The sequence below is a fragment of the Chelativorans sp. M5D2P16 genome, from assembly GCF_034427935.1.
Lineage (GTDB): Bacteria > Pseudomonadota > Alphaproteobacteria > Rhizobiales > Rhizobiaceae > Chelativorans.
In genome coordinates this window covers 84,944-105,378 of the sequence record NZ_JAXQNM010000025.1, presented here as the reverse complement: position 1 = coordinate 105,378, position 20,435 = coordinate 84,944, and the positions used below count along the sequence as shown (strand labels likewise).

The window sequence follows — 20,435 nt, the reverse complement described above, 5'->3', positions numbered from 1 at the left end:
CGGGCGTGGGGTTCGGCCCCGCCTCTTGGTTCGGCAAAACCATCGACGGAACGGCTCAGACAATGACGGACATCTTTTCGCTCAGCGCCACCGATCTCGCTGCACTGCTTTGCAGCCGTGTCTGCCATGACATCATCTCTCCCGTCGGAGCGATCAACAACGGGTTGGAGTTGCTCGACGAGGGCGGCGCGGAGGAAGACGCCATGCAGCTCATCCGCACCAGCGCCGCCAATGCCTCCGCCCGGCTGCAGTTCGCCCGCATCGCCTTCGGGGCCGCAGGTTCCGCGGGCATGCAGATCGACACGGGAGACGCCGAGAACGTCGCCGGCGCCTTCATCCGTAACGAAAAGCCGGAGCTGGAGTGGATCGGCGGACGAGCGCTCCTGCCGAAGAACAAGGTCAAGCTCCTGCTGAATCTGATCCTGGTGGCCAACAGCGCCATCCCCCGCGGCGGCAAGCTGACGGTCCGGCTGGAGGAACTCGAGACCGCACCGAAGTTCACCGTCGTTGCCCATGGGCCGATGGTTCGCGTACCCCCGAAATTCCTCGAATTGCATACCGGACGCGAGCCCGAGGAACCGGTCGATGCCCACAGCGTGCAGTTCTACTACACGCTCCTGCTCGCCCGGGAGACGAACATGACGATCTCACTCCGCGGCTCGGCGGAAGAGATCGTGATCGGCGCGCGTTAGGCATTGTTAACCATTCCGGTTTGCCTCGGCTTTACCAGGCCGGGTTAACCTTGCTTCAGGCCAGAGCCGTCAGCCACGGGAACCGGACCATGAAGCGTTGTTTGATCGTCGACGACTCGAGCGTCATCCGAAAGGTGGCCAAGCGGATTCTCGCCGGCCCGGAAATGCTCGTGGGCGAGGCGGCCACCGCCTATGAGGCCATCGAGATCTGCAGCCACGAGATGCCGGATGTCGCGGTGGTCGACAGCATGCTGCCGGACATGGATTCGGTCGAACTGATTCAGCGACTGATGGCGCTGGAAGCAGCGGTGAAGCCCCGCCTCCTCCTGTGCACCTGCGAGCTCGATCTCGGCCGCATCATGCGCGCCAAGCGCGCCGGCGCTCGGGGCTATGTGATGAAGCCCTTCACGCGGCCACAACTCCTGGAAAGTTTCCGCGAGCACCGGCTGGCCGCCTGACGCGTTTTTCGCGTCGGCCATCCTCGGCACCGCCCCTATAGCAAAACCCGGCCGAAGCCGGGTTTTTCATGGCGAAGGGTGGCGGATTACGCGCTCTCGCGGATTTCCTCCGGCTCGCGCAGCACATAGCCGCGGCCCCAGACGGTCTCGATGAAGTTCTGGCCACCCGAAGCCGTATCGAGCTTCTTGCGCAGCTTGCAGATGAAGACGTCGATGATCTTCAGTTCCGGCTCGTCCATGCCGCCATAGAGATGGTTGAGGAACATCTCCTTGGTCAGCGTGGTGCCCTTGCGCAGCGAGAGCAGCTCCAGCATCTGGTATTCCTTGCCGGTCAGATGCACCCGCTGGCCGGCGACCTCGACGGTCTTGGCGTCGAGGTTCACCACCAGGTCGCCCGTGGTGATGATCGATTGCGCGTGGCCCTTCGAACGGCGGACGATGGCGTGGATACGCGCCACCAGTTCGTCCTTGTGGAAGGGCTTGGTCATGTAGTCGTCGGCGCCGAAGCCGAGCCCCCTCACCTTATCCTCGATGCCGGCCATGCCGGAAAGAATGAGGATCGGCGTCTTCACCTTGGAAAGGCGAAGCGTCCTGAGCACCTCGTAGCCGGACATGTCGGGCAGGTTGAGATCGAGCAGGATGATGTCGTAGTCGTACAGCTTGCCGAGGTCGACGCCCTCTTCGCCGAGATCGGTCGTGTAGACGTTGAAGCTCTCCGACTTCAGCATCAGCTCAATGCTCTGTGCCGTCGCACTGTCGTCTTCAATCAGCAGAACACGCATTTCTTTCCCCTTTCCGCCGCCGAACCGGGTCGTGAGCAATCCGGCACCGGAGCAGTGATCGCCTGAATCAGAGGCTGCCAGTTAATGGTTAACAAAATCTGATTCGCCCTTGCAAGCGCTGATGGCATATTTCAGCTTTTTCGATCACGTCCTTGAATCCAAATATTGAATCAACTTCGGTACGCGCCGTGCCTGAACACCCTTTCAAGCCGTGGTATCAGGCCCGCTGCGCTCGTGGCCGCCGGGCGATCTCCTCGAATCTTTACCGCGCCTTAAGCCCTGGGCCATATGATTAACAATGCCCGTAAACGAATGGTTACCGCCCGGGAGGAATCTTAGGATTTCGTTTTCCAAGCGTCCGGCAGGAATGCGGGCAAGGGGCTTTGCCGGCCGGTCGATTTGGGGTGTTGGTCCGCGTTTGGGAGTGTGAGGGATGAAGTCACGTACGAGTATTGTCCGGTTGAAGCAGTTTCAGGTCAACGAAAAGCGCCGCCGCATCACCCAGCTGGACACCATGATCGCCGAGTTCGACCGCATGGCCGCCGAACTGGATGCCCAAATCACCGCCGAGGAAGGCAAGGCCGGCATCACCGACCAGAACCATTTCGCTTATCCCACCTTCGCCAAGGCCGCCCGCTTGCGCCGCGACAACCTGCGGGATTCGCAGAGCGAGCTTTCCCAGCAGAAGGCGCAGGCCGAGGAGGAACTCGCCGAACTCGAGGCAGAGCTGAAGAAGGCGGAAGCGCTGGAATCGCGCGACGGCAAGCAGCGCGGCGGTGACGAGGAAGCCCGCGCCCTCACCGGCTGACGGAAGCCGCCGAAACAGAAGATCGCCTGCCCGCCTCCGGCGCTGCCGGCGCGGCCACACGCGAGGAAGAGCAGCGTGGACGCGCATGGAGGCAGCCGCCGCGACGAGGCCGGCTAATCGGCGCCTTTCCCTAACGACGACCAATCAAGAGCGAAGGGACGCACGCTTGCGGTCCCCGCCTGCCGCTCGATTTCTTCAGGATAAGTGCTTTCCGTGACTTGTCGCGGGCTGTCGCGCTCTTCGAAACAGCCCTTTCAGTGACGGTATTGCTGAATGCGCGTCGTGCGCAGCCCCTGCAGGCCGTATTCGTCGATCGAGGCCTGCCAGGACAGGAACTCCTCGACCGTCAGCCGATAGCGCTGACATGCCTCTTCCAGGCTCAACAGCCCGCCGCGCACGGCGGCAACCACTTCGGCCTTGCGGCGTATGACCCAACGGCGCGTGTTGGTCGGCGGCAGGTCGGCAATCGTCAGCGGACTGCCGTCAGGCCCAATCACATATTTTACGCGCGGTCGCACCAGATCGGTCATCGTACTCTCTACACTAACCCAAGACCCAATCGCGACGACGGTACCGCCGCAGCTTTAAGAATTGCCTAAACGCGTGGTAAGACTAGCGTAATACAAATGAATCCCGCGTTAGGGATTTGTCCGCATATCGATTCAAATGCGGAATATCCGCCAGGCGAGACCGCGCTGCGAAAGGGGCGCTTGCACGTCTTGACCTTGCAATGCAGCATTGCCATGTAGCCTGCGACCGGAACGGGAATGAAACCGATGAACAGCCTCGACCTACCCGGAAGCCCCGAGGATACACGCGTCGTCGTCGCCATGTCAGGCGGCGTGGATTCGTCCGTGGTGGCCGGCATACTGGCCCGGCAGGGCTATGAGGTGGTTGGGGTGACCCTCCAACTCTACGACCACGGCGCGGCCACGCACCGCCCGGGCTCCTGCTGCGCGGGCCAGGATATCGACGACGCGCGCCGCGTGGCCGAGACGCTGGGCATCGCCCACTACGTGCTCGATTATGAGGAGCGCTTCCGCAAGGCGGTCATCGATCCCTTCGCGGAAAGCTACATTTCCGGCGAGACACCGATACCGTGCGTGTCCTGCAACCAGACCGTCAAGTTTTCCGACCTCTTGGGGACCGCCCGCGATCTGGGCGCGGATGCGCTCGCCACCGGCCATTATATCCGCTCCCGCCCCAACGGTGCGCACCGCGCGCTCTTCCGGCCGGTCGATGCCGACCGCGACCAGAGCTATTTCCTTTTTGCCACCACGCAAGCGCAGATCGACTTTCTGCGCTTTCCGCTGGGAGAGTTGTCCAAGCCGCAGGTGCGGCAAATCGCCGAGGAGATGGGTTTGTCCGTGGCGACCAAGCAGGACAGCCAGGACATCTGCTTCGTGCCGCGCGGAAAGTACTCGGATATCATCTCGCGCCTGAAGCCGGAGGCCTCCAATCCCGGCGACATCGTGCATATCGACGGCCGCGTGCTCGGCCGGCACGAGGGCATCCTGCGCTTCACCATCGGCCAGCGCCGCGGCATCGGTATCGCCACCGGCGAGCCCCTTTACGTGGTGCATATCGACGCCGAAAGGGCGCGCGTCATCGTCGGCCCGCGCGAGGCGCTGGAAACGCGGCGGCTCTATCTGCGCCAGGTCAACTGGCTGGGCAACGGCCCGCTGGACGCGATTTCCGCCGAAGGCATGGAGGTTTGGGCGAAGGTGCGTTCGACGCGGCCGCCGAGCCCGGCCACGCTCTATCATCGCGACGGTGGCACCTTTGTCGAACTGCACGAGGGAGAAGCCGGCGTCGCCCCCGGCCAGGCCTGCGTGCTTTACTCCGACGAGGGAGCGGAAGCGCGCGTCTTAGGCGGTGGGTTCATCGAGCGTTCGGAACGCCGCGCCGAGGCGGAAGCGCAGCTTGCACGGCTGGAAAACCTGCCGGCCTGATTCCGCGCCGAGGTTGCCGCTCCCTCAGGCGTGGGAGACCGTGCCGGCGGTCAGGATCCGCAGCACCTCCACCGCTTCCTCGCCCGGGGTCCGCGGCTCCACGCGCGTCTCGATGCATTCGAGGAAATGCTCCAGCTCGCGGGTCAGCGGCATCCCCTCCTCGACCGGGACATAGCTCGGCTCATTGGTGGTGAAGGCCCACTGTCCGCTGTCCTGCCAGATGGCGTGGCGGTAGACGGCGAGCTTGCGCCCCCAGGGCTCGACATCGTCGAAGACGGCCATAGCCTTCGTGCCCACCACCGTCAGGCGGCGCTCGCGATACGGGTTGAGCCTGGAGGCGAAGAGGTGGCTGCGCAGCCCGTTCTCGAACTGCATGTGCAGATGAGCGAAGTCGCTGAGATGATCGAGCAGGGCCGCCCCCTCGCCGCGGACTTCCACCGGCCCCGCCCCCGTAATGGCCAGGATCATGGATAAATCGTGCGGGGCGAGGTCCCACAGGGCGTCGTTCTCGGTATGGAATTTCCCCAGGCCCAGCCGATGCGAGTGTATGTAGCGCAACTCGCCCAATTCGCCCGTGTCGATGAGCGCCTTCAGCGTCTCGAAGGCGGGATGGAAGCGCAGCACGTGCCCGACCATGAAAATGCGCTTGGCTTCGCGCGCCGCCTTCACCGCCTTCTCGGCATCCTCGACGGTGAGCGCAATGGGCTTTTCGACCAGAACGTCCTTTCCCGCGGCCACGGCGCGCATGGCATATGTCGCATGGTGCTGCGGCGGCAGCGCCATGACGATCGCATCGATCTCCTGATCGTCAAACAGCGCCTCGGGATCGACGGCACGGCAGTCATGCTCGCTCGCAAACCCTTCCATACGTGCCTGGTTGGCATCCGAAACCGCGCTCAACGCGCCGAGAGATTTCAATGTGCGGATGTGGTTCGCGCCCCAATATCCACACCCCAGAACTGCGATACGCGGCTTCATACAATCTTCACAAAGGTTTGGCGTTGCCGACACATATCGGCGCGGGCGTTTCAACTCAAGCCCGTGAGATGCTTCTTCCGTAAGGCAGAAATTTGAATCCCCGGTAACCCGCTCTCTTAACCAAGCCTGCGCCAATGTGCGCGCCCGGTAGCGGCGCGGAACCTACGGCACCCGCACTGCGCCCAAAGCCTCGAGGAAATGATCGTTCTCCTCCCGGCTACCGACGGTCACGCGCATGAAAGACCGATATCCTTCCTGCCTCCACGGCTTGACGATCACCCCGTGGCGCAGGAGTTTCTCGCTCACGGCGGCGTCGTCGCCGCCCATGTCCACGAACAGGAAATTCCCTTTCGACGGCGCGGTGCGCAACCCCATGGCGGTAAGGCGCTCCGAAACGCGCCGCCGCTCGCTCACCGCCAGGGCGACGACGCGCGCCAGATGGTCCGTGTCCCCAAGCGCAACGCATGCAGCGGCTTGTGCGAGCGCATTGGTGTTGAACGGCGTGCGCGCACGGTCGAGATAGGCGCGCAGGCCGGGCTCGCTCACCAGCCCGAAGCCGATGCGGAAGCCCGCCAGGCCATAGGCCTTGGAAAACGTCCGCAGCACGATCCAAGGTCTAGTCCCACCTTTAAGAAGAGACAAAGCCGAGCAGTAATCCTCGCCGGCCGCGTATTCGGCATAGGCCTCGTCCACCACCAGAAGCGTGTCGGGATGAAGCGCGTCGACGATCCGAGCCAGCGCCGCCGGATCGAGCCAGCTTCCTACGGGGTTCATCGGGTTGGAGAAGATCACCATTCGTGCCGGCGCACAGACGGCCGAGACGAGCTTGTCGACATCGATGGTCAGGTCGTCGCTGAGCCCCACGCGCTCGATGCGTGCCCCCATGATTGCCGCATAATCCTCATGCAGCGGAAAGGACGGATAGAGCGTCACCACGCGATCACCGGGGCGCAGCACCGTCCGGCAGATCACCGCGATGAGGTCTTCCGACCCATTGCCAAGGATCACCTGACCGGGCGTCAGCGAGAAGGCCTCGGCAATGGCTGCCGCGAGGGCACTTCCGGAAGGATCCGGATAATGGCGTGCGAGAGCGCGCAACTCCCCGGCAAGCGTATCGACCTTCGAAGAAGGCCCCAGCGGGTTCTCGTTGGATCCGAGCTTGGCAATACGGGGCGGATCGTGGCGGGCTTTCACCTCGGCCAGCGTCAAGCCGGCATTATAGGGGGAAAGCCCTTGCACTTCCGGGCGAATGAGATGGAATGACCCCGACACTCTTGATAACTCCTTTGCCTCACCGCGGCTGAAAGTGATGTTGCAATCACGCTGTTGTATATGATTGTATAGACAACGACGCGACTTGACCAGCCGGGAGCGGGCAGAACAGACGGGGGAGCCGAGCATGGAAGTTTCGAGACTGTTCGACCTGAGCGGCCGCAAGGCGCTTGTGACCGGCGCAAGCCGCGGCCTCGGCCAGGCGATGGCCGAAGCCCTGGCGGCAGCCGGCGCCGACGTCGCCGTCACCGCCCGCGAAACCGCATCGCTCGACGAGACATGCACGCGCATCGAGCAGACAGGGGCGCAAGCCCACCCCCTGTCCCTGGATGTGCGGGATGTGGAGGCCTGCCGGGAGGCAGTTGCGAAAGCTGCCGACGCGATGGGCGGCCTGGACATTCTCCTGAACAACGCCGGCTATGAGCAGGTGCATCCCTCGCTAGAACTGGACGAGGAGTTGTGGGACCGGATCGTCTCGACCAACCTGAAGGGCTCCTTCTTCTGTTCCCAGGCGGCGGCGCGAAAGATGCAGCAGCGCGGCCGGCCCGGGGCGATCGTCAACCTTTGCTCGCTGACCTCCTATGTGGGCGTGCCGACCGCCGTCCCGTATGGGTCCTCGAAGACTGGACTCCTCGGCATGACGCGGGCCCTCGCCGCGGAGTGGGCGCCGCTCGACATCCGCGTCAATGCCATCGCGCCCGGCTATTTCCGCACCGCCATGACCGATGTTTTCTACCGCGATCCCGAATGGCAGGAGTCGATGCTGGAGAAGATCCCGCAGAAACGCTTCGGTCGGATGGAGGACCTGGCAGGCACCGTCCTTTTTCTCGCCAGCGATGCTTCGGCCTATGTGACCGGCCAGTGCATACCCGTCGACGGCGGCTATCTGGCCGCGATCTGAAGGGCCGGCCATGCTTGCAAGCTCTTGTACATGGTTGTATAGACGACATAAGGCGCCAAACCGAAGAACAGCACGAGCGCCACGAAGGGGAACAGAATGGATGAAACTGTAAGGGAGGCACGGGCAGAGTCCATTCCGGGCGACCGGCCGGTAGCCGTATCCGTACAGAATGTCAGCATGGTCTTCAGCGGCGTCCATGCGGTGAAGGACGCGACGTTCGATCTCCCCAAGGGTAAGTTTCTCACCATTCTCGGCCCCTCCGGCTCGGGCAAGACGACGCTCCTGCGCCTTATCGCCGGCTTTCAGCAGCCGACCAGGGGCGAGATCTTCATCAATGGTCAAGCCGTCAGCGCCGTGCCCGCGCACAAGCGCTCGATCGGCATGGTGTTCCAGCGCCTAGCGCTTTTCCCGCACATGACGGCATCGGAAAACGTCGCCTTCCCGCTGAAGATGCGGCGCACCGACGCGCGAAAGATTCCCGAGCGGGTCGATCGCTACCTCGACCTGGTCAAGCTCGGCGGCTACGGCCATCGGCGCATCCACGAGCTTTCCGGCGGCCAGCAGCAGCGCGTCGCGATCGCCCGCGCCCTGGTATTCGAGCCCGACCTTCTCCTGCTCGACGAGCCGCTGGCCGCGCTCGACCGCAAGCTGCGCGAGGAGATGCAGCTCGAATTCCGCCGCATCCAGCGCGAACTCGGCGTCACCACCATCAACGTGACGCACGACCAGCGCGAGGCGCTGGTGGTTTCCGACGAGATCATCGTCATGAACGACGGCGAGATCCAGCAGAAGGCGCAGCCGGCGCAAACCTACAGCGATCCGAAGAATGCCTTCGTCGCCAATTTCATCGGCGTGACCAACTTCATATCCGGAACGGTGCGCTCCGTGGGCGACGGGCAGGTGGTGGTCCGCCACGGGGAGAGGGAAATCACGGGCGTTCCGGGCAACATGCACAACCCGCCGGTGGCCGGGAGCAACGTCGCCGGCGCCATCCGTGCCGAGCGGATCTGGATCGCGCGCGAGCCGCTGGCCGCCGATGCTGCGCAGGACAGCGTCAAGGGAACGATCTCGGACGCCATCTTCGAGGGAGAGCGGATCGTCTACGAGGTGCGCGTCCCCGAGTTCGGGGATGCGATCATGCGCGTCTTCCACCACGACCCGCTCGCGCATGGCCAGCCGGAGCCCGGAGACGAGATCGTGCTCGCCTGGAAGGCGCGCGACATGCGCTTTTTCAGCGACGAGGCGGAACGGTAACGGACAACAACAACAGCCCGAAACCAATAGAGGAGAATCCCATGAGCAGAAAATTTCCATCCATCCCACTGCGCCGCCGGCAATTCCTGAGCGGAGCGGCCGCGCTCGGCGGCGCCGCCGGCCTTACAGCCCTCGGCATGCGCGGCGCCTTCGCGCAGGAGCCTGAGAAGCCGGGCGAAATCATCGTCCGCGCCTGGGGCGGAAGCTGGGTTGAAAGCCTGAAGGCGGGCGTCTCCGATCCCTTCACCGAGATGACCGGCATCGCCGTGCGCCACGACCTGACCGAGGACAACGAGATCCAGCCGAAGGTCTGGGCCGCCGTCGCCCAGAACCGCATCCCGCCCATTCACATCAACTGGGACACCACCACCAACGCCACCAAATCGGCGCTGCGCGGGGTGACGGAAGACCTTTCCGACCTGCCTAACCTCGCCAATGTGACGGAGCTGGCAAAGCCGGTCGGCCTCGACGGCTATCCGATCGTCAACACCTACGGCTATGTCTATGTGCTGGCCTACCGCCCCGAGGCTTTCCCGGACGGACCGCCCCAGTCCTGGCGGGATCTGCTCGACCCACGCTTCAAGGGCCGCATCGCGCTCTACAATGACGGCATCGGCTTCCATTTCCCGGCCCAGGTCGCCGGCGGCGGCTCGCTCGAGGATATCCCCGAGAACATGCAGCCTTGTTGGGACTTCATTGCCGAAATCAAGAAGCAGGAGCCGCTCCTGGGCGAGGACCCGGACTTCACCACCTGGTTCCAGAACGGCGAGATCGACGCCGCCTGCACCATTTCCACCAATGCGCGCGAGGCCAAGAAGAACGGCATCGAGATCGACTGGGTGGTGCCGGAGGAAGGCGCCAAGTTCGATACGGACGGCCTGTGGATCCCGAAGGGCCTGCCGGAGAACGAGCTATACTGGGCCAGGCAGTACATCAACTTCGCCCTGACCAGGGAAGCGCAGCAGGTCTGGCTCGACGGTCTCGGCCTGCCCGGCGTGGTGCCCGGCCTGACGCCGCCGGAAGACCTTGTCGGCGATCCGTCCTATCCGACCGAGGAAGAGGATTTCGAGAACCTGATCCGCATCTCCTCCAAGGTCCAGGTGGAGAACGAGAGCGACTGGTTCGCCAAGTTCAAGGCCATCATGCAGGGCTGACCGCCCGCATGCGCCGCCGCTCTTGGAAGGCGGCGGCGCGTCCCCTCTCCTCCACGAACGCCGGGATGTGACCGCATGCGAGCCGCGCGCGCTGCCTATCCGATGACATGGCGCATCATGGATGCGCTGGAAGCCTTCGCGGCCTTCGTCTGGCCGGCGAACTTCAAGCGCGCCGTGCCGTACCTCATGCTGGCGCCGGCCATCCTGCTCGTCGGGCTTCTGGTGCTCGGGCTCGTGCAGATCACCGACACCAGCCTGCGCACCCTCGACACCAGCACCTTCATGATGTCGCAGGATTACACGCTGGCGAACTATCACCGCGCCTTTACCGAGCCGTTTTTCGCGACCGTGGCGATGCGCAGCCTGCTCGGCGCGCTGATCGTCACGGTGATCACGCTCGCCTTCGCCTTTCCCTATGCCTATGTGATGGTGCGCACCCCTTCTGCGGGCTTGCGCAAGTTCCTGCTCATCGCGCTCTTCCTGCCCTTCTTCATCGGCCAGGTGGTGCGCGCCTATGGCTGGCTCATCATCCTCGGCAACCAGGGCATGGTGAACGAGGCGCTCGGCCTCGTCGGCGTCGAGCCGATGCGCCTGCTCTACAATTATCCGGCCGTGCTGTTCGGCCTGGTGCAGTACATGCTGCCCTTCGGGGTCCTGATGCTGGCCCCGGCGCTGACGGCCATCCCCGAGGAGTTCGAGGCCGCCGCCGGCTCGCTCGGGGCGAACTGGGTGCGCACCTTCATCCACGTGGTGCTGCCGCTCGCCCGTCCCGGCATCATTGGCGCCGGTATTGTGGTCATCACCCTGTCGCTGACCGATTTCGCCATGCCGGCGATCCTCGGCGGCGGCTCCCAGGACTTCATCGCCAACGCCATCTACGACCAGTTCTTCCGCACCTCCGACCAGGGCCTGGGCGCAACGCTGGCGCTCATGCTGGTGGCCGTCGGCTCGCTGGTGGTCGGGCTGATCTTCACGCTCTTCGGCGCCGGCACGCTGGCCATGGGGAGGACCCGCCGATGAACGCGCCGCTCAGCAAGACCGTCACGCTGTGGACCTTCATCCTCATCACCATCGTGGTGCTTTCAGCGCCCACCATCGTCGTGCTCGGCGCCTCCTTCACCTCGGGCAACATCATCACCTTTCCGCCCGACGGCTTCTCGCTGAAATGGTACGGCGAGATCGCCCGCGCCCGCGCCCTGTGGGACGCGTTTCTGCGCTCGGTCTATGTGGCCACGATCTGCACCCTCGTCGCGCTGCCGGTCGGAACGCTGGCCGGCATCGCGCTCGCCAAATATGGGGTCCGTTTCGAAAAGACGATCCAGACCTATCTGCTTCTGCCCTTCACAATTCCGCTGATCGGCTCCGGCATCGGCCTGATGCTCGTCTTCGGCGAGGCGGGTGTTCTCGGCCAGTTGTGGCCGGTGGGTATCGCCTGCTGCGTCATCAACCTGCCCTTCATGATCTGGGCGGTAACGGGGAGTGCCGCGAGCCTCGATCCCGATCTTGAGCTGGCCGCCGCCAATTGCGGTGCGCCGCCGCTGCAGACTTTCTTCCACGTGACCCTGCCGGCCGTGATGCCCGGCGTCATCACCGGCTCGCTTTTGATGTTCATCCTGGCGCTCAACGAGTTCCTGGTGAGCCTCCTGCTGGTGGATGCCCGCATCGTCACCCTGCCGGTGCAGATCTACAACTCCATCCGCTCCATCATCACGCCCGACCTGGCGGCCATCTCGGTGGTGTTCATCGCCTGCGCCGTCGCCGCGATCACGCTGCTCGACCGGCTGGTCGGGCTCGATGTCTTCCTGAAGTCGAAGTGAGGGCCGGCGGGTCCGGAAGCCGAAGAAACGAGGGAACACAATGACCGACGTCTCCTATCACGAGTTCGACAAGCTGGACGCCGAGCAGCGCGCCGCCCTGTTGCGCCGCTCCGAAACGGACCTTTCCGGCGTCATCGAGAAGGTGAAGCCCATCATCGAGGCCGTGTGGGCGGAAGGCGACGCGGCCCTCGTGCGCTTTGCCCGCGAGCTCGACAAGGCGGACCTCTCCGCAGGCGGGCTCAAGGCGACGGAGGCCGAGTTCGATGCGGCGTTCGACCAGGTCGAGGACAGCGTCGTCGAAGCGATCAAGTTCGGCATCGACAACATCCGCCGCTTCCACGAGGAGCAGAAGCCGGAAGCCATGTGGCTGAAGGAGATGCGGCCGGGCGCCTATGCCGGCGACCGGTTCACGCCAATCCGGTCCGTCGCGCTCTACATACCGCGCGGCAAGGGCGCCTTTCCTTCCGTCACCATGATGACGGCGGTTCCCGCCGTCGTTGCCGGCGTGCCGGAGCTTGCCATCGCCACCCCGCCGGCGCCGGACGGCTCGGTGGACGCTGCGACCTTGGTGGCAGCGCGGCTCGCGGGCGTGGAAACGGTGTATAAATGCGGCGGCGCGCAGGCAGTCGCCGCGGTTGCCTACGGCACGGAGACGGTGAAACCGGCCCTGAAGATCGTCGGACCGGGCAGCCCCTGGGTGGTGGCGGCCAAGCGGCTTCTTGCCGGCGTCATCGACCCCGGCCTGCCGGCCGGCCCCTCGGAGGCCGTGATCTTCGCCGACGACACCGTTTGCGGCGGCCTTGCCGCGCTAGACCTCCTGGTCGAGGCCGAGCACGGGCCGGATTCCTCGGCCTGGCTCGTCACCCACAGCAGGCGGGTGGCGGAGGAAGCGCTCGCCGCCCTGCCGGACCATTGGGCCGAGATGACCGAGCAGCGCGTCGCCTTCTCCAAGGCGGTGCTGACCGGCCGCTACGGCGGCGTTCTGCTCACGCCCTCGGTCGAGGAGAGCTACCGCTTCGTCAACGATTATGCGCCGGAGCATCTGGAGATTCTTTCGACGGACCCCTTTGCGCACCTCTCCCACATCACGGAAGCTGCCGAGATCCTGATGGGCCCGCACACGCCGGTCTCCATCGCCAATTTCGGTCTCGGTCCGAACGCGGTGCTGCCGACCAGCCGCTGGGCGCGCACCTTCGGGCCGCTGTCGGTCACGGACTTCGTCAAGCGCTCCTCGATCGGCTACGTGACGGCATCCGCCTATCCCGAATTCGCCGGCCACGCCCGGACACTGGCGCGCTACGAAGGCTTCTCCTCGCATGAGCGCGCCGTCTCCGATGTCCGCGATACCTATCTGCGGGGGGAGCGATGAAGGCAGTGCGCCTCTACGCGGCCCGAGATCTGCGGGTCGAGGCGATCGAGAGGCCCGGTTCGCCGGGAGCCGATGAGGTGCGCCTGAAGGTGCGGGCCGCCGGCATTTGCGGCTCCGACCTGCACAATTTCAGCACCGGCCAGTGGATCAGCCGCGCGCCATCGGTCGCAGGCCACGAGTTCGCAGCCATCGTCACGGAAGTCGGCGCCGCCGTCACCGGCTTCGCGCCGGGCGACACGGTGGTCGCCGACTCGCGTTACTGGTGCGGAAAATGCCCGGCCTGCCGGAGCGGGCGGCAGAACATCTGCGAGAGCCTCGGCTTCGTCGGCGAGCTGTGCGACGGCGGCTTTGCCGAGGAAACGCTCCTGCCGGCGCGGCTTCTCATCAAGCACGATCCCGCGCTCGACCCGGCGATCGCCGCCATGGCCGAACCGCTCGCGGTGGCATTGCACGCGGTGCGCAAGCAAGCCGTGCCGGCGGGCGAAGCGGTTCTCGTCGCCGGCTGCGGCCCGATCGGCGGCCTTGCCGCACTGCTTCTGGCGCGGTTTCACACGGGCCCGCTGCTGGTAGCCGATAAGAACGCCGCGCGCGTTGCACTTGTCGCGGACGTGACCGGCGCACGCACCATCGATCTCGATGATATCGCGACGGCGGGCGGCGACCCTCCGCTGCGCTATGCGCTCGATGCGACCGGCAATATCGGCGTGATGGAAAAGCTGCTCAAAGCCCTTGCAGGCGGCGGCTCGCTGGCGCTCGTGGGCATTGCCCATGGTGCGATGGAGCTCGACCCGAACCTGCTCGTGGAGCGCGAGACCGCCCTGATCGGCTGCCACGCCTTCACGCACGAACTGCCCGAGGCGGTCGCGCTTCTGTCGGATCTGCAGCCGGCGCTCGCGCGCTTCATCGGCGAACGCATCCCTCTCGAAGAGGTACCGGCGGCCTATGCCCGTCTTCTGGCGGGCGACAGCCGTGGGCTCAAGACCATCCTGCAGATCGGAGAGAGCGGCCATGTCTGATAACGCGGCCTCCGGCAAGCAGACGCGGATCGAGGCGCTCTCCACCTCCGCAGGACCGCTCTATGAAAAGGTCAAGGAGTACGTCCTTGCCAACATCGGCAGCGGCAAATGGAGCCGGCACCACAAGCTTCCCTCCGAAAACGAGCTCGTCTCCGCGCTCGGCGTTTCCCGCATGACCGTGCATCGGGCGCTGCGCGAGCTGACCTCGGAAGGATATCTCCTGCGTATCCAGGGTGTCGGCACCTTCGTCGCGCCGCCCAAGCCCCAGTCGGCGCTGATCGAGATCAAGAACATCGCCAACGAGATCCACCAGCGCAACGGCCGCCACAAGGCGAGCGTGATCGTGCTGGAGACGATGCCGTCCTCGGCCGAACTGACCGCCGCCTTCGAGGCCGGCCGGAGCATCCCCATCGGCCACTCCCTCATCGTGCACTACGAGAACGACGTGCCGGTGCAGCTCGAAGAGCGCTTCGTCAACGCCGAATTGCTGCCCGATTACGACAAGCAGGATTTCGAGACCATCACCACCTACGATTACCTCCAGAAGAACACCCCGCTGACGGAGGTGGAGCACGTCATCTCGGCGATCGCCGCCGACGAGGAGACGGCGCGGCTCCTGATGCTCCGTCCCGGCGATCCCTGTCTGCTTCTGCACCGCCGCACCTGGTCCGGTGCGACCGTGGCGACGGTCAACAAGCTCGTCTATGCCGGCGGGCGCTATTCGCTGGGCAGCCGCTACACCCCGGCCTCCGTGGGCTAAGGAAACGACCGTGACAGGCGACAGCACACCTTCGAGCAGAACCGCCGCGATCCGCCGCCTCGCCGCGACCGACGAGGCGGAAGCAGGCCGCCTGCTGGCCGGGCTTCTGCTCGACCTTTTCGATATCCGGGCCCGCGCGGTCACCATCAACCGGGACCGCTACAGCCTCAATTCGCTCAACGGCTTCTTCGAGACGGACGACGGCGCCTTCTTCTTCAAGTTCCACCAGGAGGAAGGCGAGGAAGCGATGAGCGGTGAATACTACCGCGCCGACATCCTGGCCGAGGCCGGCCTGCCCGTCGACCAGCCCCTCTATAAGTCCGTCCTACCCGGCGAGCAGATCCTCATCTATCGCCGCCGGCAGGATCCGCGCTTTTCGGACGTTCTGCGGGCGCTCGACCTTGCACCGGACGAGGCTGTCGAAAGGGAGGCGGTTTCGGCGGAGCGGGATCTCTCGGAACGGCTCCTTGCCGTCTACCGCGCCACGTTGCACCCGGTCACGGTGGACGAGGTCCGCGCCGAGCCGATCCATCGGCTGTTCTACGAACGCCTGATCGACCCCGAAACCGGAGCCCTGCCCGGCGGGCGCTACAAGAGCTTCTATGTCGGCAAGACATTCCGCTTTCCGGGCGTCGAGCTCGACTGGGACCATTTTAGAGAGGCCCGCTTCGTCATCAACGGCCGCCGCTATGAACATTCGGTCGGCGCACTGTTCACCGCTGCAGCCCGGCGGCTCGACCCGGCACGTCTTGCCGATGCGGGCGGCATCACCGCCCATGGCGACGCGCACAACGCCAATGTCTGGTACGAACGAGGAAAGGATGGTGCCCGGCTCGCCTTCTTCGATCCTGCCTTCGCCGGCGCCGACATTCCCACGCTGCTCGCGGAGGTGAAGGCGACCTTCCACAACGTCTTCGCCCATCCGCTCTGGCTCTACGATCCGGCCGAGGCCACGCAGCGCTTTCATGCAGCGGCGCGCTATGCGGACGGCACGCTCTTCATCGAGACCGACTGGAAACCGACGCGCGTCCGCCACGCCTTGCTCGACGTCAAGGCGAGACATCTCTGGCGGCCGCTTCTGCAAACCCTGAAGGAGAGGGAGATGCTGCCGGCGGACTGGCGCGACGTGCTGCGACTGGGGCTTTTTCTCTGCCCCACCCTGGTGATGAAGCTGCGCGCCGGTTCCGGCACCCATACGCCGGTCTCCTCGCTCATCGCCTTCTCCATGGCCGTGATGGCCGGGAGCCCGCCGCGCGAGGGAGAGGATCTGGTGACCCAGTTCCTCGACGCGATCGATCCGGACAAACCCGCCCCCGCCGCACCTGCGTGAGACCGAGCCCGTCATGACGCCCGTCAACATCGACGATATGCGTAAGGCCGCACGCCGGCGCCTGCCGAAGATCTTCTTCGACTACATCGACGGCGGCGCCTTCGGCGAGGCGACCATGCGCGCCAACCGCGAGGACTTCGCCCGCTACCGTCTCGAGCAGAGTGTCCTGACGGGTGTCGATGCGGCGGATCTGTCGACGACATATCTCGGCGCGCGCCATGCCCTGCCCTTCATGCTGGGGCCGGTCGGCTTTCTCGGGCTCTACGCGGGAAACGGCGAGATGAAGGCCATCAAAGCTGCCCATGCGGCCGGCATTCCGCTGTGCCTGTCCACCTTCTCCATCGCCTCGCTCGCCGACCTGCGCGCCGAGACCGGCGCGGATCTGCATTTTCAGCTCTACATTCTGAAGGACCGGGGCCTCTGCACGGAGCTGCTTCGAACGGCCGAGGACGCCGGGGTCGACACGCTCCACCTCACTGTCGACACAGCCGTCACCGCGGTGCGTGAGCGTGACGTGCGCAACGGTTTCCGCTCGCTCGAACGTCTCACGCCCGGCCTTCTCCTTTCCATGGCCAGGCGACCGCGCTGGTGCCTGGACATGGCGCGGGCCGGCACGCCGAAGGTCGGCATGCTGCGCGAGCGCCCCGCCTTCGGCGGAAACATCCTGCAGCAGGCGGCGAACCTGTCACGAAACATCGACAAGACCCTGAGTTGGCGCGACGTCGAATGGCTGCGGCGGAACTGGAAGGGGCGGCTGGTGATCAAGGGGGTCCTCTCGGCCGCCGACGCGCTTTCCGCCCGCAAGCACGGCGCCGATGCCGTCGTCGTTTCCAACCATGGCGGGCGCCAGCTCGACGGGGCCAGTTCCACCATCGCCGCCCTGGCGGCCATTCGTGAGGCCGTCGGCCCGGAAATGGGCGTCATGATCGACGGCGGTTTCCGCCGCGGCTCCGACATCGTGAAGGCGCTCGCACTCGGCGCCGACGGCGTGATGCTCGGCCGGGCCTACACATATGGGCTTGCAGCGTCCGGCCGTCCCGGCGTGGAGCGGGTGATCGCCCTTTTGCGCGACGAGATCGAGATCACGCTGACCCTGATGGGGCTCGCCTCCGTTGACGCCTTGAAGCGCAAGGGTCGGGCGGCGCTCACCGATGCCGGTGGCCACTTACAGGCTCCGGTGCGCTGATCTAACGCCAACGGCCTGGGCCGGCACCGGATGACAACGGGTGAACGACGGGTACGGTCGCAACGGCGCCCTTCACCGAAGGGTTCAGGCCGATCGATGGTGATCTACGATTGTCGTGACAATCGCATCAGTCCTCCTCCCTTTGGTGATCGTCTGCCGGCGCACGCTTCTCCTGCGACGATGCCGCTTTTTGCACCTCGGGCCGGGAAACCACATATACCGCCGAACCGATCAGAGCCAGCGCAACAAGAACGGCGAGCCACGGGACCGGCTCCACCGCAAGCAGAAAGGCTCCGTAGCCGATTGCCATGCCCGCGCAGGCCATGATTTTGGCGTGGCGTGACACCGCGCCCTCTTCGCGCCATGCACGCAGGGGCGGACCGAAGCGCGGATGAGAGAGCATCCAGGCTTCAAGCCGCGGCGACGAACGCGCGAAGAACCATAGCGCCAGAATGAGGAAGATCGTCGTTGGCATGAGGGGCAACACTGCCCCGACGACGGCGAGCAGGAGCATCAGGCAGCCAAGGGCGATGAGGCCGCTTTTTCTGTATTCACCCAATGAGCGACCCTTTCTCGGTGGGACATTGCTCCCGGCACTGCCCGCCTCCCGGAAGTAGCGCCATGATTACAAAGGCGGAGATGGATTTCGATGATATTCATCGAAATCCATCCTCAATCCTCCAAGTGGCGGCCGCGGCTTCAGCGAGCCGGTGCCCTGGTGGCACTGCGGTTGCGGGCGGCGAAATTGCGGATGGCATTTCTCGACCGGCGGCCAGCTGTCTATTCGGCGTTCATTCTGCGTGCCTGCCACTTGCGAATGCGAACTCCAGCGCTAGCTAGCAGTTCTATCCTGCGACAGTCAGTAGACGCCGACGCCCAGCCGCCCCCTCCGCCCGGAATTGAGGAATCAGAGATGAGCGAGAAAGAGAAATCACCGAAGCACGGCGCACAGGAACGGACTCTCACCAACAGGCAGGGACATCCGATTACGAACAACCAGTCCCAGCGCACCGTTGGCAATCGTGGGCCGGCGACACTGGAGAATTACCCGTTTCTCGAGAAGATAACGCACTTCGATCGCGAGCGCATACCCGAACGGGTGGTGCATGCGCGGGGGTTCGTCTGCTATGGCGAATTCGAGGCCACCGGTAATATCGGTGACGAGGCTGCTTCCAAATACACGCGCGCAAAGCTCTTCCAGGAACCGGGTAAGAAGACGCCGCTCGCCATCCGCTTCTCAACAGTCATAGGGGGGCGCGACTCCTCGGAAGTCGCGCGCGACCCGCGCGGGTTTGCGGTGAAGTTCTACACGGAAGACGGCAACTGGGACCTGGTGGGCAACAATCTCGCCGTCTTCTTCATCCGCGATGCGATCAAGTTTCCAGATGTGATCCACTCGTTGAAACCGGACCCGGTGACGTTCCGCCAGGAGCCGAACCGGATCTTCGATTTCATGTCGCAGACACCGGAATCGATGCACATGCTGACGCACCTGTTCTCACCGCGCGGCATCCCGGCGAGCTACCGTCACATGGAGGGGTTCGGCGTGAACACGTACAAGATGGTGAACGCGCAGGGCGACACGGTGCTGGTGAAGTACCACTTCCATCCACGCCAGGGCATCGCGAGCCTGACTGCCGAGGAAGCCGGGCGCGTGCAGGGCAAGGATCTCGGCTCTGCCTCGAAGGATCTTTATGAGGCGATCGAGCGTGGCGACCACCCGCAGTGGGACATGTATGTGCAGATCATGGAGGATCACGACCATCCCGAGCTGGACTGGGACCCGCTCGACGACACAAAAATCTGGCCGGAGAAGGATTTCCCGCTGCGCCATATCGGCACCATGACCCTCAATCGAAACGTGGACGATGTCTTCAACGAAAATGAGCAGATCGCTATGGGTACCGGTGTTCTGGTCGACGGTCTTGATTTCTCGGACGACAAGATGCTGGTCGGTCGTACCTTCTCCTATTCGGACACGCAGCGTTATCGGGTCGGCACCAACTACCTCCAGCTGCCGGTCAATCAGGCAAAGAACGCCAATGTCGCAACCAACCTGTCAGGCGGCACGATGTCCTACCGGCGCGAAATCGCCGATGGGCAAAACCCGCACGTCAACTACGAGCCGTCCATACATGGCGGGCTGGAGGAGGCGGGCCGCGAGCGGCCCAACAATCCGCCGGAAATCAGGGGCCGTCTAACGCGCAGTGTGATCGAACGGCATAATGACTACCTCCAGGCGCGCGGGCGCTACTGCACCATGATGGATTGGGAGCGGGATGATCTCGTTCTCAACATGGGCACCCTTCTCGGGCAGTGCGAGCGGGACGTTCAGGAGCGGATGATCTGGCACCTGTTCCTTGTCCACGATGACTACGGCAAGCGAGTCGGCGAGATGATTGGCATCACCGCGGATGACGTTCGCCATCTTCCCCCTTTGCCGAAACAAGTGCTTACCAGTGAGGAAGAAAGACGGCTCCAGCACCTGGGCAACAATGGCGACGAAATCGACAGCTCGGTATGGGGCCAGTGGACGAGCTCTGTGAAGAACCTGCAGGTATCCGCAGATGACGTCCTTTCGGGGAAACTGCCTTCCGCCCAGGGGAGCATGAGCGATCGTGCCGCCGAGTAGGCGTTGCATGGCAGTCGAGGGCTCCACGTCCAGGGAGTTGGTGCACCAGGCATAGTCGCCGGTTTCCCCAAGAG

The 20,435-nt window shown here is 64.5% G+C and carries 20 protein-coding genes; 15 read left to right on the top strand and 5 right to left on the bottom strand.

What is annotated here, in order from left to right; all coding sequences use genetic code 11:
• Window positions 1-62: 62 nt before the first annotated feature.
• Entirely contained in the window at window positions 63-692 is a 630-nt protein-coding gene (chpT, locus tag SIN08_RS11785; RefSeq protein ID WP_322451766.1) for a histidine phosphotransferase ChpT, read from the top strand.
• Between the two features lie 89 nt (window positions 693-781).
• Complete coding sequence (locus SIN08_RS11780; protein ID WP_322451765.1) at window positions 782-1,150, top strand: response regulator; 369 nt, start codon at window positions 782-784, stop codon at window positions 1,148-1,150.
• Between the two features lie 86 nt (window positions 1,151-1,236).
• Here the strand turns inward: SIN08_RS11780 and ctrA are convergent, their stop codons facing one another.
• Window positions 1,237-1,932 carry a response regulator transcription factor CtrA gene (gene ctrA, locus SIN08_RS11775; protein ID WP_322451764.1) on the bottom strand — a complete coding sequence of 232 codons (696 nt, stop codon included), beginning with the start codon at window positions 1,930-1,932 and terminating at the stop codon, window positions 1,237-1,239.
• Window positions 1,933-2,365: 433 nt separating this feature from the next.
• Between ctrA and SIN08_RS11770 the strand changes: the two genes are divergently transcribed.
• Entirely contained in the window at window positions 2,366-2,740 is a 375-nt protein-coding gene (locus SIN08_RS11770; protein ID WP_322451763.1) for a flagellar export protein FliJ, read from the top strand.
• Between the two features lie 254 nt (window positions 2,741-2,994).
• Here SIN08_RS11770 and SIN08_RS11765 read toward each other — a convergent pair whose 3' ends face one another.
• Complete coding sequence (locus tag SIN08_RS11765) at window positions 2,995-3,270, bottom strand: DUF1153 domain-containing protein (RefSeq protein WP_028032565.1); 276 nt, start codon at window positions 3,268-3,270, stop codon at window positions 2,995-2,997.
• A 246-nt stretch (window positions 3,271-3,516) separates the two neighbouring features.
• Between SIN08_RS11765 and mnmA the strand changes: the two genes are divergently transcribed.
• Window positions 3,517-4,692 (top strand): tRNA 2-thiouridine(34) synthase MnmA, encoded by a 1,176-nt coding sequence (gene mnmA / locus SIN08_RS11760; protein ID WP_322452151.1) that lies wholly within the window; start codon window positions 3,517-3,519, stop codon window positions 4,690-4,692.
• A gap of 24 nt (window positions 4,693-4,716) precedes the next feature.
• Here mnmA and SIN08_RS11755 read toward each other — a convergent pair whose 3' ends face one another.
• Both SIN08_RS11755 and SIN08_RS11750 read right to left on the bottom strand, forming a co-directional pair.
• The gene (locus SIN08_RS11755) at window positions 4,717-5,670 is read right to left on the bottom strand and encodes a Gfo/Idh/MocA family oxidoreductase (RefSeq protein WP_322451762.1); all 954 of its coding nucleotides are present in this window, start codon (window positions 5,668-5,670) and stop codon (window positions 4,717-4,719) included.
• A 162-nt stretch (window positions 5,671-5,832) separates the two neighbouring features.
• Window positions 5,833-6,942, bottom strand: coding sequence for a histidinol-phosphate transaminase (locus SIN08_RS11750; RefSeq protein ID WP_322451761.1), 1,110 nt, complete (start codon window positions 6,940-6,942; stop codon window positions 5,833-5,835).
• Window positions 6,943-7,069: 127 nt separating this feature from the next.
• On the opposite strand from SIN08_RS11750, the gene SIN08_RS11745 reads away from it, so the two are divergent.
• From SIN08_RS11745 to SIN08_RS11700, 10 genes are all read left to right on the top strand, one after another.
• Entirely contained in the window at window positions 7,070-7,843 is a 774-nt protein-coding gene (locus SIN08_RS11745) for a glucose 1-dehydrogenase (protein ID WP_322451760.1), read from the top strand.
• Window positions 7,844-7,939: 96 nt separating this feature from the next.
• Window positions 7,940-9,097 (top strand): ABC transporter ATP-binding protein, encoded by a 1,158-nt coding sequence (locus SIN08_RS11740; RefSeq protein WP_322451759.1) that lies wholly within the window; start codon window positions 7,940-7,942, stop codon window positions 9,095-9,097.
• Window positions 9,098-9,138: 41 nt separating this feature from the next.
• Window positions 9,139-10,251 carry a PotD/PotF family extracellular solute-binding protein gene (locus SIN08_RS11735; protein WP_322451758.1) on the top strand — a complete coding sequence of 371 codons (1,113 nt, stop codon included), beginning with the start codon at window positions 9,139-9,141 and terminating at the stop codon, window positions 10,249-10,251.
• 75 nt (window positions 10,252-10,326) lie between these two features.
• A complete protein-coding gene (locus SIN08_RS11730; RefSeq protein ID WP_322451757.1) occupies window positions 10,327-11,271 on the top strand; it encodes an ABC transporter permease in 945 nt (314 codons plus the stop codon).
• Entirely contained in the window at window positions 11,268-12,068 is an 801-nt protein-coding gene (locus tag SIN08_RS11725) for an ABC transporter permease (RefSeq protein WP_322451756.1), read from the top strand. Before SIN08_RS11730 ends, SIN08_RS11725 begins: the two co-directional genes overlap by 4 nt.
• 40 nt (window positions 12,069-12,108) lie before the next feature.
• The gene (gene hisD, locus SIN08_RS11720) at window positions 12,109-13,437 is read left to right on the top strand and encodes a histidinol dehydrogenase (RefSeq protein WP_322451755.1); all 1,329 of its coding nucleotides are present in this window, start codon (window positions 12,109-12,111) and stop codon (window positions 13,435-13,437) included.
• Window positions 13,434-14,453 (top strand): zinc-dependent alcohol dehydrogenase, encoded by a 1,020-nt coding sequence (locus SIN08_RS11715; RefSeq protein ID WP_322451754.1) that lies wholly within the window; start codon window positions 13,434-13,436, stop codon window positions 14,451-14,453. Before hisD ends, SIN08_RS11715 begins: the two co-directional genes overlap by 4 nt.
• The gene (hutC, locus tag SIN08_RS11710) at window positions 14,446-15,213 is read left to right on the top strand and encodes a histidine utilization repressor (RefSeq protein ID WP_322451753.1); all 768 of its coding nucleotides are present in this window, start codon (window positions 14,446-14,448) and stop codon (window positions 15,211-15,213) included. The genes SIN08_RS11715 and hutC overlap by 8 nt, the downstream gene beginning before the upstream one ends.
• Window positions 15,214-15,304: 91 nt before the next feature.
• On the top strand, window positions 15,305-16,543 hold the full coding sequence (locus tag SIN08_RS11705; protein ID WP_322452150.1) for a hypothetical protein: 1,239 nt from the start codon (window positions 15,305-15,307) through the stop codon (window positions 16,541-16,543).
• 13 nt (window positions 16,544-16,556) lie between these two features.
• Window positions 16,557-17,729 (top strand): alpha-hydroxy acid oxidase, encoded by a 1,173-nt coding sequence (locus SIN08_RS11700; RefSeq protein WP_322451752.1) that lies wholly within the window; start codon window positions 16,557-16,559, stop codon window positions 17,727-17,729.
• A gap of 127 nt (window positions 17,730-17,856) precedes the next feature.
• Here the strand turns inward: SIN08_RS11700 and SIN08_RS11695 are convergent, their stop codons facing one another.
• Window positions 17,857-18,288, bottom strand: coding sequence for a YbaN family protein (locus SIN08_RS11695; RefSeq protein WP_322451750.1), 432 nt, complete (start codon window positions 18,286-18,288; stop codon window positions 17,857-17,859).
• Window positions 18,289-18,642: 354 nt separating this feature from the next.
• Between SIN08_RS11695 and SIN08_RS11690 the strand changes: the two genes are divergently transcribed.
• Window positions 18,643-20,361, top strand: coding sequence for a catalase (locus tag SIN08_RS11690; RefSeq protein WP_322451749.1), 1,719 nt, complete (start codon window positions 18,643-18,645; stop codon window positions 20,359-20,361).
• Window positions 20,362-20,435: the final 74 nt, after the last annotated feature.